The organism is Bifidobacterium sp. UTCIF-1 (assembly GCF_006408915.1).
Classification (GTDB): domain Bacteria; phylum Actinomycetota; class Actinomycetes; order Actinomycetales; family Bifidobacteriaceae; genus Bifidobacterium; species Bifidobacterium reuteri.
Genome location: NZ_JFAG01000002.1, coordinates 129,326 through 144,785 on the forward strand (window position 1 = coordinate 129,326; position 15,460 = coordinate 144,785).

General features: G+C 61.5%; 11 protein-coding genes. 5 read left to right on the forward strand and 6 right to left on the reverse strand.

Features of this window, described 5'->3' with window-relative positions:
- Positions 1–60: 60 nt before the first annotated feature.
- The 6 genes from BW09_RS01575 to BW09_RS01600 all read right to left on the reverse strand — a co-directional run bounded on the left by BW09_RS01575 (position 61) and on the right by BW09_RS01600 (position 8,451).
- Complete coding sequence (locus tag BW09_RS01575; protein ID WP_044089185.1) at positions 61–1,422, reverse strand: aminotransferase class III-fold pyridoxal phosphate-dependent enzyme; 1,362 nt, start codon at positions 1,420–1,422, stop codon at positions 61–63.
- Between the two features lie 253 nt (positions 1,423–1,675).
- The gene (locus BW09_RS01580; protein WP_044089186.1) at positions 1,676–2,950 is read right to left on the reverse strand and encodes a PucR family transcriptional regulator; all 1,275 of its coding nucleotides are present in this window, start codon (positions 2,948–2,950) and stop codon (positions 1,676–1,678) included.
- Between the two features lie 37 nt (positions 2,951–2,987).
- Positions 2,988–3,710: a sulfite exporter TauE/SafE family protein gene (locus tag BW09_RS01585; protein ID WP_081886462.1), complete on the reverse strand. Its 723-nt coding sequence runs from the start codon at positions 3,708–3,710 to the stop codon at positions 2,988–2,990.
- Between the two features lie 80 nt (positions 3,711–3,790).
- The gene (locus BW09_RS01590) at positions 3,791–6,526 is read right to left on the reverse strand and encodes an ATP-dependent DNA helicase RecG (RefSeq protein ID WP_140462819.1); all 2,736 of its coding nucleotides are present in this window, start codon (positions 6,524–6,526) and stop codon (positions 3,791–3,793) included.
- A gap of 73 nt (positions 6,527–6,599) precedes the next feature.
- On the reverse strand, positions 6,600–6,794 hold the full coding sequence (gene rpmB / locus BW09_RS01595; protein ID WP_044089189.1) for a 50S ribosomal protein L28: 195 nt from the start codon (positions 6,792–6,794) through the stop codon (positions 6,600–6,602).
- Positions 6,795–6,957: 163 nt separating this feature from the next.
- Positions 6,958–8,451, reverse strand: coding sequence for a PLP-dependent aminotransferase family protein (locus BW09_RS01600; protein WP_140462820.1), 1,494 nt, complete (start codon positions 8,449–8,451; stop codon positions 6,958–6,960).
- Positions 8,452–8,823: 372 nt separating this feature from the next.
- Here BW09_RS01600 and BW09_RS01605 point away from each other — a divergent pair, with 372 nt between their 5' ends.
- From BW09_RS01605 to BW09_RS01625, 5 genes are all read left to right on the forward strand, one after another.
- Positions 8,824–9,519 carry a LysE/ArgO family amino acid transporter gene (locus BW09_RS01605; RefSeq protein WP_140462821.1) on the forward strand — a complete coding sequence of 232 codons (696 nt, stop codon included), beginning with the start codon at positions 8,824–8,826 and terminating at the stop codon, positions 9,517–9,519.
- 197 nt (positions 9,520–9,716) lie between these two features.
- Positions 9,717–10,733 (forward strand): PfkB family carbohydrate kinase, encoded by a 1,017-nt coding sequence (locus BW09_RS01610; protein ID WP_044089193.1) that lies wholly within the window; start codon positions 9,717–9,719, stop codon positions 10,731–10,733.
- A gap of 194 nt (positions 10,734–10,927) precedes the next feature.
- Entirely contained in the window at positions 10,928–12,223 is a 1,296-nt protein-coding gene (locus BW09_RS01615) for an MFS transporter (RefSeq protein ID WP_140462822.1), read from the forward strand.
- A 56-nt stretch (positions 12,224–12,279) separates the two neighbouring features.
- Positions 12,280–13,587 (forward strand): glycosyltransferase family 1 protein, encoded by a 1,308-nt coding sequence (locus BW09_RS01620; RefSeq protein ID WP_140462823.1) that lies wholly within the window; start codon positions 12,280–12,282, stop codon positions 13,585–13,587.
- A 257-nt stretch (positions 13,588–13,844) separates the two neighbouring features.
- Complete coding sequence (locus BW09_RS01625; protein WP_140462824.1) at positions 13,845–15,371, forward strand: amino acid permease; 1,527 nt, start codon at positions 13,845–13,847, stop codon at positions 15,369–15,371.
- The last annotated feature ends 89 nt before the right edge of the window (positions 15,372–15,460 follow it).

Genomic DNA, 15,460 nt, shown 5'->3' on the forward strand with positions numbered 1-15,460 from the left:
GCTCCCCGCCGTCGGCTTATGCCGACGGCTCTCCTCAACGAGGGGAGCCGCAGCAAGGACTCAGTCGCAGAAGTTCTCGTCGACCCAGGTCAGGACCTCATCCACCTTGGGCAGTTCGGCCTTGAGCTCTTCGGCGGTGATGGTCAGCGGCGGGCAGATGTTCACGTTGGTCTCACGGCCGAAGGTCAGGAAGCCCTTGTCCTTCAAGGCGCCCATGATCTTGCCCATCACCGGATTGGCGGTGTGGTACGGGCTCATCAGTTCGCGAGTCTCCTTGTTCTTGACGATGGTCATCGCGGAGAACAGGCCGATGGTGCGCGATTCGCCCACGCACTTGTGCTTGGCTGCCATTTCCTCGAGGAACGGCTTCAGGATGCCTTCCATCTCCTTGACGTGACCGGCTACGTCATGCTCGACGTAGTAGTTGACGGCGGCCACGCCGGCGGCGCAAGCCAGCGTGTGGCCGGAATAGGTCAGACCGCACTGCAGCACATGGTCGGTGAAGTAGTCGGAGATGGTCTTGGAGACCACCACGCCGCCCAGCGGCACATAACCACAGGTGACGCCCTTGGCGAAGGTGAAGATGTCGGGCTTGATGTCGAAGTTCTGCCAGGCGAACATCTTGCCGGTGCGGCACCATCCGGCCATGACCTCGTCGCAGATCATCAGGATGCCGTACTTGTCGCACAGGGCGCGCACACCCTCCATGTAGCCGTCCGGCGGCAGGATCACACCGTTGGCGCCGACGATGGATTCCATGATGATGGCGGCGATATCGTCCGGGTTCTCGTAGATGATCTGGTCTTCGAGGCGCTTGAGGTACACAGCGGTGACCTTGGCGTCATCCTTGCCGCGTTCGAAGCCGTCCTCGTACATGTTCGGGTTCATGAAGTGCACGAAGCTCGGGGCCGCGCCGCCGGCCTCGGTGGCGAAGCGACGCCAATCGCCGGAGGCGAAGGACGCGCCCAACGTCGAACCATGGTAGGAGCGGTAGCAGCTGAAGATCTTCTGGCGGCCGGTGACCATGCGGGCCATCTTGATGGCGTTCTCGTTGGAGTCGGCGCCGCCGTTGGTGAAGAACACACGCTGGTAGAAGTCGCTGCCGGCAAGGTCGACAATCATCTTGGCGAGCTTGGACTTCGGCTCGGAGGCGTAGGCAGGGGCCATGAAACACATCTTGTCGGCCTGGGCCTTGATGGCATCCACGATCTCGGGCAGTTCATGGCCGAGGTTGGAACACACCAGCAGCGACGACATGTCGGCGTACTTGTTGCCGTCGTAGTCGTAGACGTAGATGCCCTTGGCGGACTTGACCGGTATCACCGGCTCGCCCTGCTTGTGCCAGGACTGCATCACGTATTCGCGGTGCAGCTCGGCCACTTCTTCGCCGGTCAGTTCCTTGGTTGCCAGTGATTCGCTCATCGTCTCGTCCTTTCATGCGGGCTTACGCCAAACAGACGAAACAGAGATGTGCACGATACACAATCGAAACAACGGTTTCGCGATGTGCCGCATCACATGATTGCTATTTGCTGCTTGACGACTGCTTGGAATCCTTGTGGATTCCTTGATTGCTTTGCAGTCTACGAGCGAATGATTCATGGTTCCATATCGCAGAACCTAAAGATGATTGTGCTCCAGCACAATCATCTGCGATTGCATCCTGCACAGTTGACTAGCAGTCGAGGACCTCGCGTACCTGCAGCCCCACCGAGAGGAATTCGCGCGTGCGGAAGTCGGACAGGCTCACGCCCAGAATGTCTTCGATTTTGTTGAGTTTGTAGCTTACGGTGTTGCGATGCACGAACATGCTGGCGGCGGTCTCCTTGACCGAACCGGAGAACTGGAAATACACACGCAGCGTCTCGGTCAGATCAGTGCCGTTCACACGGTCGTATTCCACGAGCGGGCCGATGCTGTCGTGATAATAGTCCTCCAGGATCGCATGGTCCGAGACGGCAAGCAGCAGCTTGTCGATGCCGGAATTATCGTAGAGGGCAACCTCGCCCGCACGACCACGCAGATGCTGCAACCGCTCGAGTTTCAATGCCTGATTGTAGCTTTTGCCGATGCATCGGGCTGACTTGGTCACCTTGCCCACGCCGATGTATGTACGTTCGAGTGTCGTGCCCTGACTACGAATCGCGGCAATCATCTCGCGCACCATCATCTCGACCTGTTCGGCAGTATATCTGGCGAACACCAACACCAGCCGTCCTTCGATGTGCACCACAGCCACACGCCATTGATTGCGCGTAATCAACGATTCAATGTCACGACTGTACAAGGCTACACGCTCGGCGTCGTGATGTCCGTGGACGAGGTGGATTCCCGGTTCATTCCCGGCGACGGATGCAGTCGCCGCCCCCACCGCCGAGGTGCCGTCATCCATCGGCTCAGCCGGCATCATCATTGCAGTATCGGCGCACGCGCTGAACACGGTCACGCAATAGTTCCAGTCCTTGGCAAAACCGGATTGTTCCAGATATTCGAGATACATCTCCTCGCGATCGGGATGGAAGATGGCGTTCTCCAGCGCCGCGGCCAACTCCATGCTGTGCTTCTCGCTCATCGTGATGGCTAAACTGAAGCTGTGCATGATCTGTGCCATGTGCACGCTCCATGGCACTTTGAATAGCGGAAAGTCATGCTCGTCGCAGAACCGTATGGTTTCCGGGCTGATCTGATGGATGAACGGGCCGATGTTCACCACCACACCTGTGGCTCCAGAGGCGTAGGCGCTTTTGACCAACGGATACAGGTCCTCCTGTGTCTCCAGACCGATACCGGTGGTAAACGCAATCTCCTGACCTTCGAGGAAGCCGGCGATCTCCTCGTTTTCGACCATATGCACCCATCGCACCGGCCGGTCAAGCCCACCTCGGCCCGCCACCAGCACCATGTTCTGGTCGGCGGTCTGCTCCACCAATTCCTTCAAACGAACGGTCATTCGCCTGCTCCTTGTCCTTGCCTATGGTGCAATCGACCTACAGCACGATCGATGCGCCGGAAACCACCAGCAGCACATAAGTGAGTTTCAGGAACGCCTGTTGGCTCACATGCTTCTGGAGGCGGTTGCCGAAGACGATCGCCACGACCAACGGCGGAATCGACACCGCCGTAAGCACCAGTGCATGCGGAGTCAGTACGCCGGCAACCCCCTGCTGCACGGCCAGCACCGAATTGAGCGCCACCCAGACGCAAGCCATGGTGGCACGGAATTCGTCTTTGTCCTTGAGCCTCACCGCAGCGTAGATGACCAGCAACGCACCACCGGAGATGAACATGCCATGGATTACACCTGCCAGCAGTACGATGATGACGAGCAGCCAGTGCGGCGGCTCGCCATGCGACGGCCATATCAGATTCTTCAACGCGATTACGATGATGAACACGCCGTAGGCCTTCTGCAGGGGCGTCAGAGGCAGCACCGCATACAACCCCACGCCAGCAGCCATGCCGATGGCCATCAGTCCCACCATCTCGCCAAGAATGCGCCACCGAATATGCGCACGATGCTGCACGCCCAGCCACAGGCATGCCAGCAGCGTGGTCAGATTCAACACCACTTTGGCGGTATCGGTTCCAAGCAGCAGCATCGAGAACGGCATCGCGAGCACAGTGCCCGCGAATCCAGTGATCGCCTGAATCACGTTCGCCGCGAACAGCACGACCAGAAACAGCACATCGCGCATGTTCTCGCCCATCATCTCTCCTTGCAGCAGTAAGCCTTGCCGGACCGACAATGGACACACCGTAGCGAGCCTGCGTAAACTGGCGCGTTACGGTCTCAGCTGGAGGTCAGGAAGGTTTCGTTGCCGCGGGTGAAGTCGAGTACGGCACCGGCGAGCTGCACGTCGTCCGTCAGCTCCGGGTCGTCGGCGAGGATCTGTTCCGCGCGCGAGCGGGCGTCGGCGATCATGTCGGCGTCCTTGACCACGCGCAGCAGTTTGAGGCTCGACTTGCCGCCGGACTGCGCGTCGCCCAGCACATCGCCGGCACCGCGGAACTCGAGATCGGCCTGCGCGATTTCGGCGCCATCCAGAGAATGATGGATGACTTCCAGCCGTTGCTCGGCAATCGACCCCGGTTCGGCTCGCGAAATCAGGAACGCCCACGAATTCGTGCCGCCTCGGCCCACGCGTCCGCGCAACTGATGCAGCTGGGACAGGCCATATCGGTCGGCGTCGAAGATCACGATGCAGCTGGCCTGCTTCACATCCACTCCGACTTCGATCACCGTGGTGGACACCAGCACCGGCGTTTCCCCGGCCGCGAAATCAGCCATGACCTGGGTCTTGACGTCATCCTTGTCCCGTCCGGTCAGCGTGGCGAACCTGACGCCGTCGAATTGCGGCAGCTTCTGCAGCCGTCCTGATATCTCCTCCACCGAATGCAACGGCGGGCGGGCGACGGTCTCCCCGTTCTCGTCGTAGGTCTCGTACGGGTCGTCGATGCCGACCGATTCGGCCTTCCGGGACCCGCCGCGTACGTGGGAGGCTGAGCGGCGACCGTTGTCTTCGGCCGCCCTGTTGCGTTCGGCGGACGCTTCACCGGACTCGTCGTCCGCGTCGATGCGGGGACAGACGATATACGCGCGCTCCCCCGCGTCGATGCGCTGGCGGATGTGCTGGAACATACGGACCATCGTGGGGACGTCCGCTTCGTTGACCACCACCGTGCGAATCGGCTTGCGACCGCCCGGCAGCTCGGTAAGCCATGAGATGTCCAAATCACCAAACCATGTCATGGCGGCGGTGCGCGGAATCGGCGTCGCGGTCATGACCAGCAGATGCGGCGTGGTGCCGTCATCGGTTTTGGCATTGAGGCTTTCGCGCTGCTCCACGCCGAAGCGATGCTGCTCGTCGATCACCACCAACGCCAGACGCGGGGCCTGGAACGTCTTGGAAAAGGCTGCATGCGTGGCCACGATGATACCGGGCACACCGCTCGCCGACGCGGCCAGCGCCTTACGGCGGGCGGCCAGTTTCATGCCTCCGGTCAGCAGTGTGACAGGGATTGCTGGGCTCGCGGAGGAAACGGACGCCGTGAGCGCCGTAGTATCCGACTCGCCGCTCGAATCACTGCGCACATTGGTTTCGTCCAATCGCGCCAGCATCGTGACGATCGTCTCATAATGCTGTTCGGCTAGCACCTGGGTGGGAGCCACAAGCACCGTCTGATAGCCGGCGCCGACTGCTTGCAGCATGGCCGCGAGCGCCACCACGGTTTTGCCGGACCCCACCTCGCCCTGCAGCAGTCGCTGCATCGGACAGTCGCGGGAGAGATCGTTGGCGATGTCATCGATGACCTGGCGCTGACCGGCCGTGAGCGAGAACGGCAATGATGCGATGAACCGGTCGCGCAGATTGCCGTGAGACCCGTCATGCGACGAGTTCCGGGACATGTCTTTCTGTTCTTTTTGTACGGTGGCACCGGTCGAACTGGCATCGGCCGGTGCGGCATCAGTCGAACCGGCATCAAGCTTGCAGGCATGCGCGTTCGACCTGTGCGCATGCTGGCGCGCCTTGAGCAACGAGATCTGCGAGACGAAGGCCTCTTCGTAACGCAGGGTCTCAATGGCGCTGTTGAACCGCGAGCGGGAATCGGGATCATGAATGGCAAGAAACGCCTCGGCCCGGTGCAACAGCCCCCGAGCCGCGCGCACCTGCTCGGGCAGGATGTCGGGAATGGCGTAGGACAATCTGTCATCCACCGGTAGATTCCCGGCGGACGGATTCCCGGCAGACGAATCGACCGGGGAGACTTCCCCCTCACCTGACTGGACGGCGATGCTTTCCGTACTGGGCGGTACCAATGCCGCAGCAGCCGCAACAGAGGCGCCAGCCGCCCCACCGGGTTGGGTGGAGGTGCGCGCACCCATCATCCACAGGAGGTTCAGTATCGTCTCATGGATGTGTTCGGACGAGATACGCGAATTGGCATGGTAGACCGGGCGCGGACGGGTGACGCGCAGTATGGCGTCGTCCAGGGAATCGGCATCGTACTTCAGCGACGATGGCACCGGCGACCCTGCAGCCGCGCCTCCCGATACGCCGGTCCCATTGGCGGCCGGCGAAGACGGGGCGACCGTCATGACATCCGGATGCGTGAACTGGAGCTGGCCCATGTACTCGCTGGGCACGCCGGAAACCACCAGTGTCGGGCTGGATTTCAACCGCATGCTCACCCAATCGATGTAGTTCTTCCTCCCGCCGAAGAACGTGAGCTGCGCTGTGCCACCAGGCATGTTGCGGGCTCTGGCGAAATCCGCGTCATCAACCGTGGCGATGACGCGGAACGTGCGGCCCGGCACCACGCGGACATCGCGTACCGAGGCGACGAACGCCATCTGCTGGCCGATCTGCGCTTCGCGGATGGTGCTCAGGCGTACCGGATCGGTGACGCGGAAGGGATAATAAGTGAGAGCGTCGCCCACAGTGGTGACACCCAGTGACTTGAGCGCGGACACACGGCGCTTGTTGGCGACCAGCGATGCCAATGCAGTGTCCAAAGTAATGCCCATAGCTGCTTATTCTATAAAAACAAAACCCGCCGAGCCGAAGCTCAAGCGGGTTTTGCAGACGTCAATACCTGATTCACGCGACCACGCGCTGAACCTTGCCGGCCTTGAGGCACTTGCCGCACACGCGCAGGCGAGTGTTCTCGCCGTCGATGGTGGTGCGCACAGACTGGAGGTTCGGGCGGAAGGTACGCTTGGTACGACGATGCGAATGAGATACGGTGTAACCGGTCTGCGGACCCTTACCGCACACTGCGCAACGAGCTGCCATGATGGACTCCCTTTAAACCTTGATGTTTCAAGTCTTTTCCGTGTCCAACCGGCGGTGTTACCCGACATGCCGAACACACAACTTCACAAATATACAGCTCAATACCGACAATCGCAACTTATGCGCGTATCATGCCGTGCCTGTCACCCCACCCCATACGCCGTCACAGCAATGACGCCACCACACCGGCGGCATGGGCGAACTCCTCGGGCGTGGTGTATGCATAGCTCAGGCGCAGCGCGTTGTCGCCCGCAAAGTCATAGATGTCGCCGGGATTGAGCAGCACGCCGTGATCGAGCGCCCGCTGGAACAGCCTCGTCATGCGAACAGGCTCGTCGAAGGACAGCCAGATGTAGAAGCCCCCGACTGGCATATTCCAATGGGCGCGGCCGGCGAAAAGCCTGTCCAGCGTTTCCAGGGCCGCATCACGACGCCGACGCAGCGCCACGCGCAACGTCTCCAGATACTCGGCGTACATCCCCGATGTGAGGAATCGCGCGAACACCCACTGGTTCAGGGTGCCGGCACCGTAATCCATCTGCATCTTGACGTCGGCGAGCCGGTGCACGATGCGCTCGTCGGCCACGATCCACCCGATGCGCAGGCCCGGCGCCAGCGCCTTCGACGCGCTGCCCACGGTGATTACCATACCCGTCTCATCGCATGCCTTCAGCGATGGAGGGACATCGCCGTCGAACACCAGATCCTGATACGCGCAGTCCTCGATGACCGGCAGCCGGTCCTCCACGCATGCATCGACCAGCGCCCGTCTCCTCTCCAGCGGCATGGTGACGCCCGTAGGATTGTGGTTGGTGGGGATGGTGTACAGCACCGCGCCGCCACCGGGGTCGGAAGACCGGGCAGGGGCCGCAAGACCGGACGCACCCACCGAACGCAGCACCCCGGGCAGTGACGCCACATCCAGCCCCTGTCCGTCCATCGGCACCCCGGCGAGCCTCATGCCCGCCGACTGGAACACCTGCAGGGATTTGATGTAACTTGGCGCCTCTGCCAGCACCGTGGAGCCGGACGACAACAGGCTCACCGAAATCATCTGCAGCCCCTGCAACGCCCCGGACGAGATGAGCACCTGTTCAGGGCGGCAGTCGATACCCCACTCGTGCATGTGCCCGGCTATAGCCTCGCGCAATACATCCAGCCCCTCGGGCGGCGGATAGCCGAGCGCATCGATCTCCTCGGCGGCCTCGTGCGCCACACGCCGCCACATATCCCGCGGGAACAGTCGCGGGTCGAGCTCGCCTGTGCCCAATCTCGTCTTCGTGGGATCGAATTCAAAGCGGTTGATGGCCTGAATCGTATCGTTGTTCGCCTTGAAGAACCCGGAAGAGACATAATCCGCCCAGTCAGGCGCGCCGGAGAGCATCAGCGACCAGGTGTTGCTGACGATGCGCGTGCCCGCGCCATGCCGCCCCTCGACGACACCGTAGTCGGCGAGCTCCTCGATGGCCGCGATGACGGTGGACCGGTTCACGCCGAACGCCTCCGACAGTGCACGTTGGCTGGGCAGACGGGCGCCGATGGGCCATGCGCCGGAGGCGATGCGACTGCACATGAAATCGACGATCTGCCCGGTGACTGGGCAATCGGCAGACCGATCCGGCTTCCAATCGATGTGCAGTGGTGCGATGCGCGCCATACGGCACCTCCTCTATCTCAGCCCATCTCGGCTCGGCGATGGCCCCCGCCCACATATATATCCCGCCATCGCGCCGGCCGATGCAATACTCTGGCCAACAGCGCATATTTGGTTGGGTAGTGATATCCGCTCTTGGCTGGTTGCCAACAGTACACGATTATCTAACATAAGACGACAGCACTGCAATTCCGGGAAATGATAGTGCGTCACCTTCGATACCTACGGTGAAGCCAATGCAGTTTGGCTGGTACTGACAGACATATGTCACCCAACCAAATCACTGGCGATACACAGGGGCACAAGGGCCGAACGGCGCACGCAGGAATGCGCAACGCGCGCACCACACAGGCGACAGCAGAAAGGAAGCCGGCAATGGGTCTGTACCTTCAGGGATTGACGATGGGATTCGCCTACATCGCACCGATTGGCATGCAGAACCTGTTCGTCATCAACTCAGCGCTGACCCGCACCCGACGCAACGCCCTCATCACCGCGCTCATCGTGGTCTTCTTCGATGTGGCACTGTCGCTGTCCTGTTTCTTCGGCATCGGGGCGCTGATGCAATCGCACCCCTGGCTGGAGCATATCGTGCTCGGGCTGGGCGGACTGGCGGTAATCCGGATAGGACTGGGATTGGCGCTGCCCCGCAAGGGCCAGTCCCCCGCCAATCAATCCGAGTCGGCAGCGCATATGGCAGCCGGCGGCAGCGAAACTCAATCCAGCGCCGTCACCACACGGATTCCCAATCGGCATCTCGGCGCCCGCGGACTGCTCCGCACCATCGGCACCGCATGCGCCGTCACCTGGTTCAACCCGCAGGCCATCATCGACGGCACCTTGATGCTCGGAGCGTTCGCGGCCACCCTCAACGCACAGCAGACCACACCATTCATCACAGGCGTCGAAACCGCCTCCGTGCTGTGGTTCTTCGGCGTGACGCTTCTCGTCAATACGTTCGCCCACAAGTTCAGCCCGAAGATCCTCACCCTGCTCAACCGTGCATGCGGCTGGGTCATCACGCTGTACGGGGTCAAACTGCTCATCGATTTCACGCTCGCCGTGCTGTGAACCTTGTCTGTCACCTCGACCCATGACCCCGATGCGCCACTGAAATACCCCTGATGCACCGCTGTTTCTCAGGTCTTATCCAATAACGAACGGCGGTTTGTCCATTCCGATTCCGATGTGCTCCCATATAATTTCCTTAGGAGACGTCGGGAGCGAAGAAGCTCTGAGTGTTTCCATGCGCGACAAAGGAGGCTGTCATGTTGGATTTGAGACGAGGAATCGGCACGCACCGGCCGAGTGTGATCTCCCTGGGGCAGATCTGGGTGGACATCATGATGAATGTGGACGAAGTACCGGCACAAGGCGGCTTCGCCGTGGCCGACCACCCCAAGCCGTCGATCGGCGGCAGCTACCGTGTGCTCGAAGCAGTCAGCCGCATGGGGGTACAGGCCGAGCATGCCGGCATCCTCGGCAACGGCCTGTGGGCCAACTTCATCCGGCAGTCGTTCCAGGACAACGGCATCACCCACATCGGCCAGGATCGGCTGGACGAAGATTCCGGATTCCGCGTGGTGCTCAACTCGGGAGCGCCCCAGAAGACCTTCATCGCCTCCTATGGCGCCGAGGCACACGGCGGCACCGATACCTTCTCGATGCTTGAGCCACAGGAACATGACGTCGTCCACATCAGCGGCAATACGCTGATGGACCACACGGCGACCGGCGTGGACGGCTTCCTGCTCAAGGCGGGCACCGACCCGTCCACACGTGACTATGCGCTGGTCATCAACCCGACCAACACGTTGCGTCTGGTCAACGACCATATGCTCGAGGATCTGGTGCTCGCGCGACCCATCTGGTCCTGCAACCGCCAGGAGGCCATGACATTGGCCGAACGCCTGGGCGCCCCGATCGACGACAGCAAAGTCACCATCGGCGGCGGACTGGACGACTTCATGCATCAGCTCTGCGATGGACTCGGCGCGACACTGCGTGCGCCGCTGGTGGTACGCGTCGGTTCGCTGGGGGCATGGGTGCGCATGCCCGGCGGCGACACCACGCATATTCCCGGATTCCCGACCAAAGCAGTACATACCCGTTCGGCAGGCGGATGCCACACGGGCGTGATGTGCGCGATGCTGGCCAGAGGGCACGGTCTCCCCGAAGCGGTGAACATCGCCAACGCCGCAACGTCCATCGCCATCTCCCGCAGCGTAAACGGCATCCCGCAGTGCCCCGAATACGATGAGGCCATGACGCTGCTCAAGAAGTAGCAACGCCCGCCTCACCTCCCCAACGCCCTTCAGCGAATGCCGGACATGGAGTCCGCGTCGGACACACCCCAGCGGTGAAGTCTGACGCGGACTCCGGCATGTTTGTTCACATTCCGTTCAACTTAAACGGCACTCGGCGTATATGCATCGCTTCTACGATTGATTCAGTTGTGTAAATCCCAAGGAGCGTAAGCATGAGCGCAGCCAGCACCACGTCATCGCCGGCAACCGGCAAACTGTCCGCCCGTGAGAAGAAGTGGATCGTCTACGATGTCGGCAATTCCGCATTCGTGCTGCTGTCCACCGCCGTGATTCCGATCTACGCGAAATCGCTGATGCCTGCGGACGGCAACATCGTGTCCGCCTTGGGATACGCGCAGACCATCGCCTCGCTGGTCATAGCGCTCCTGATGCCACTGCTCGGCTCCATCGCCGACGTGCAGGGCATGAAGATCAAGTTCTTCCTCGGATTCTTCGGCACCGGCGCGGTGATGTGCTGCGCGATGGCACTGCCGCTGACATGGCTGCCGTTCCTCATCGTCTATGTACTGGCCACCATAGGTCTGAACGGCTCGTTGACCTTCTATGATTCGATGCTCATCGACACCACCACCAACGACCGCATGGACAAAGTGTCCTCGCACGGCTATGGCTGGGGGTATGTCGGCTCCACCATCCCGTTCATCGTGTGCATCGCGCTGATCTTCGGCGGACCCGCCGTGTTCGATTGGTCGACCGTGGCCTGCACGCGCGCCTCGTTTATCATCACGGCCATATGGTGGGTGGCGTTCACGATCCCGCTGATCACGAGCTACCGTCAGGAGCACTTCCGCGCCACCCGCGAACACACCGCCGAAGCGATCCGCGGCACCTTCACCGAACTGGGATCGACGTTCGGCAAAATCGTGAAGAACAAGCCGCTCTGGATGTTCATGGTCGCCTTCTTCTTCTACATCGATGCCGTGAACACGGTGATTTCGATGAGCACCTCGTACGGCACGCAGCTGGGCATCGACTCGACCCAGCTGGTGGTGGCCCTGCTGGTCACGCAGTTCGTGGCCTTCCCCTGCGCGATCCTGTATGGCCGTCTGGCCGGCCGTTTCGGCTGCAAGCCGATGATCACCGTGGCCGTCATCGCCTATATGGGCATCGTGTTCTTCGCCACGTTCTTCCTGAAAGCCGCGCTTGAATTCTGGATTCTCGCGATTCTGGTGGGCATGTTCCAAGGCGGCATCCAGGCGCTGTCCCGTTCGTACTACGGCAAGATCATTCCGAAGGACCACGCCAACGAGTACTACGGCTTCTACGATATCTTCGGCAAGACCGCCTCGATCCTGGGCACCTTCCTCGTGGCCACCACCACGTCGCTGACCGGCAACGCCTCGATCGGCGTGCTGTCCATCGCCATCCTGCTGGTCGTGGCCCTCGTGTTCCTGACCCTGCAGAAGGATCCGACCAAGGTCACGGCATCGTCGGCAGCGACGGCCTGACCGTCATCATCAACCATCCACAGCACATACTTCAGAATCGACAGGCGAATATCATCGTGAACGATGCAACGAAGCAACAATCGGATGACTCATCCATCCCGGACAATCAGAGCGACGGCAGCACATCGGGCTTCCAACGGCGCAAGCTCAATGTGCTGATCGTCAGCGAATCGTCATTGGAGCAGACCAACGGCGTTTCCGGCAGCGTCAAGCATATTCTCGACCGGTTTGCCGAACACGGGTTCTCCGCCCGCGTGATCGCGCCTCAGCCCGCACCAGAAAGCGGAGAATACGCCGGCTACCCTGTGGACGCGGTGCCGACCGTGCCGATTCAGAAGTTCAATGTGGCCATTTCGCCGAAAACCCCGATCATCCAATCCATCGAGGACGCCCCCAAGCCGGACATCATCCACGTGGCGGCACCGATCTCCAAGCTGGGCCATGCGGCGCTCATCGCCGGCGAGGAGCTCGGCGTGCCCACCGTGGCCATCTACCAGACCGATGTGGCGCAGTACGCGCGCCGATTCGCCCGTCAGGCGGTGGACGGTGTGACGGACGGCATAGCGCCGCACCACACCGGATGGCTGCGCAAAGTAAGCAAGGCCGCCGGCGAGAAGGCAGAGGATATCGTAGCCAAGCGCATCGCGCAGATGCACAACATGGCTACGCTCACCCTCGCGCCCACCGACCAAGCGCGGCAGAGGCTGGAATCGTTCGGCGTGGACCCCTCACTGATCCGCCTATGGGGCCGTGGCGTGGATTCCGATTTGTTCACCCCCACGCGCGCTGCGGGTGGTCATGCCGCCGAACTGCATCGCGCATGGAGCCATGACGGCACCATGCCGGTGGTCGGTTACGTGGGGCGTCTCGCCCCCGAAAAGCAGGTGGAACAGCTTGCGGCACTGGCCGACCTGAATATCCAACTGGTCGTGGTCGGCGGCGGCCCGATGGAGGAAATACTGCATGAGCAACTGCCTCATGCAGTATTCACCGGCATGCTTCATGGCGACGACCTCGCCGACGCCTATGCCGCATTGGACATCTTCGTGCACACCGGCAATGAGGAGACGTTCGGGCAGACCATTCAGGAGGCCATGGCATCCGGGCTGCCGGTCATCGCCCCGGCCAGCGGCGGACCGATTGACCTGGTCGACACCAATGTGACCGGATTGCTGTACCGTCCCAATGATGAGGACAATCTGCGCGAATGCGTAACGCGACTCGTCGAGGACGAGCCGTTGCGCCGGCTGATGGGGTCCAACGGACTCGCCGCCGTGCAGGGGCGCACCTGGCCGAACATGGTCGACCGGCTTATCGACTACTATCGTCTGGCCATCGAGCTGAATCTCGCCCACCGCGCCTAGTGGTCTTCCGCCAGAACTGCGCTGACGTATTCACTACCCCTCAGTCCCGCTTCGCGGGCCAGCTCCCCTGACAAGGGGAGCCAACAAATAGTATCGAACTGCCGGCGCAGGCAACTAGCGGTCTGCGCCATATGCCGACTCACGGCTTATGGCTGCGCTGCGCACGCGTATACTGTTCTGGGCGCGGCGGGGCGTCTTCTTTGCCGATTCATCCCTGCGCGCCAGCCATGGCAGGAACACACGTCAAAGAGAGCAGCATGAGTCAGACCGAATCCGATACAGCCGCACAGTCGCAGCCGCCCGTTTCCGATACGTCAGTCGAGGCGACGGCACATGCATCATCGGACGAGACCAGCGGCGGCATAGACCATACCAAGCATGCGTTGCACACGAATCTCAAGCGGGGCATGGAATCACGCCATCTGCAGATGATCTCGCTCGGTGGCGTCATCGGCACCGGTCTGTTCCTGAGTTCCGGCTACACCATCCAGCAGGCGGGTCCCATCGGCACCATCCTGGCGTATGCCATCGGCGCGGTCATCGTGTACCTGGTCATGCTCACGCTCGGCGAGCTTTCGGTGGCCATGCCGGTGACCGGTTCCTTCCATGTGTATGCGGAGCGGTTCATCGGACCAGGCACCGGGTTCGTCATCGCCATCCAGTATTGGATGACATGGACGGTGGCGCTGGGCTCCGAATTCACGGCCGCCGGTCTGCTCATGCAACGCTGGTTCCCCGATACGCCCACATGGATGTGGTCGGCGGCATGCATCGTGCTCATCTTCACCTTAAATGCGTTGTCGGTGCGGTTCTTCGCCGAGGCCGAGTTCTGGTTCGCGTCCATCAAGGTATTCGCCATCTGCGCGTTCATCGTAATCGGCCTGCTGGCGATTTTCGGCGTAATCCCGATGAAGGGATACACGCACGCCCCGCTGTTCGGCAACCTCGTCAAGGACGGCATCTTCCCGAACGGCTTCATGCCGGTATTCGCCACGATCCTGACCGTCAACTTCGCCTTCTCCGGCACCGAGCTCATCGGCGTGACAGCCGGCGAGACGCGTGACCCGGAAACCGCCGTGCCGAAGGCCATCCACACCACCCTGTGGCGTCTGGTGCTGTTCTTCATCGGCTCTATCGTGGTGATGTGCGCGCTGATCCCATGGCGTCAGGCCGGCGTGGGTGAAAGCCCGTTCGTGCTCGTGTTCAGCTCCATCGGCATCCCATATGCGGCCGATATCATGAACTTCGTGGTGCTCACGGCCGTGCTGTCCGCCTCGAATTCCGGACTGTACGCCTCCACGCGCATGGTGTGGTCGATGGGGCATGAAGGCATGATCCCGCGCTGGTTCGCCAAGACCACCCGTCATGGCGTGCCGTTGCTGGCCCTGTGCGCGGCCATGGCCGGCGGGTTGTTGGCGTTGCTGTCTTCGGTGGTGGCAGCGTCCACCGTGTATCTGGTGCTGGTGGCGCTCTCCGGCCTGTCCGCCGTAGTGGTCTGGATCGCCATCGCCTACTGCCAGATCGTGTTCCGCAAGCGTTGGGCCGCATCCGGGCATCAGGTTGATGAGCTGAAATACCGCACGCCCGGCTACCCCTATACTTCGTGGGGCGCGTTCATCCTGTGCACCGCTTCGTTCCTGCTGGTGTTCTTCGACAAGGAGCAGCGGTTCGCACTGGGCGCGGAACTGGTGTTCATCGTGCTGTGCTACGGCGCCTACTTCGTGCAGCGTTGGTGGAGGAAGACCCATCCTCGCGAGGAGGATACGTCGGCTCAACTGCCATAAGCCGGCGATTGCGGCCCGGCACCGGCCCAGGCCGCAACGCTACGCGGCCACATCACGCATCATCCGCAGGGTGGGCGCGATTGCTAGGA

Excerpts from the sequence above, each read along its gene's own strand:
- BW09_RS01575 (WP_044089185.1), bottom strand. The coding sequence starts at position 1,422 with ATGAGCGAATCACTGGCAACCAAGGAACTGACCGGCGAAGAAGTGGCC.
- rpmB (WP_044089189.1), bottom strand. The coding sequence starts at position 6,794 with ATGGCAGCTCGTTGCGCAGTGTGCGGTAAGGGTCCGCAGACCGGTTAC.
- BW09_RS01610 (WP_044089193.1), top strand. The coding sequence starts at position 9,717 with ATGTTGGATTTGAGACGAGGAATCGGCACGCACCGGCCGAGTGTGATC.
- BW09_RS01600 (WP_140462820.1), bottom strand. The coding sequence starts at position 8,451 with ATGGCGCGCATCGCACCACTGCACATCGATTGGAAGCCGGATCGGTCT.
- BW09_RS01585 (WP_081886462.1), bottom strand. The coding sequence starts at position 3,710 with ATGATGGGCGAGAACATGCGCGATGTGCTGTTTCTGGTCGTGCTGTTC.
- BW09_RS01590 (WP_140462819.1), bottom strand. The coding sequence starts at position 6,526 with ATGGGCATTACTTTGGACACTGCATTGGCATCGCTGGTCGCCAACAAG.
- BW09_RS01605 (WP_140462821.1), top strand. The coding sequence starts at position 8,824 with ATGGGTCTGTACCTTCAGGGATTGACGATGGGATTCGCCTACATCGCA.
- BW09_RS01625 (WP_140462824.1), top strand. The coding sequence starts at position 13,845 with ATGAGTCAGACCGAATCCGATACAGCCGCACAGTCGCAGCCGCCCGTT.
- BW09_RS01615 (WP_140462822.1), top strand. The coding sequence starts at position 10,928 with ATGAGCGCAGCCAGCACCACGTCATCGCCGGCAACCGGCAAACTGTCC.
- BW09_RS01580 (WP_044089186.1), bottom strand. The coding sequence starts at position 2,950 with ATGACCGTTCGTTTGAAGGAATTGGTGGAGCAGACCGCCGACCAGAAC.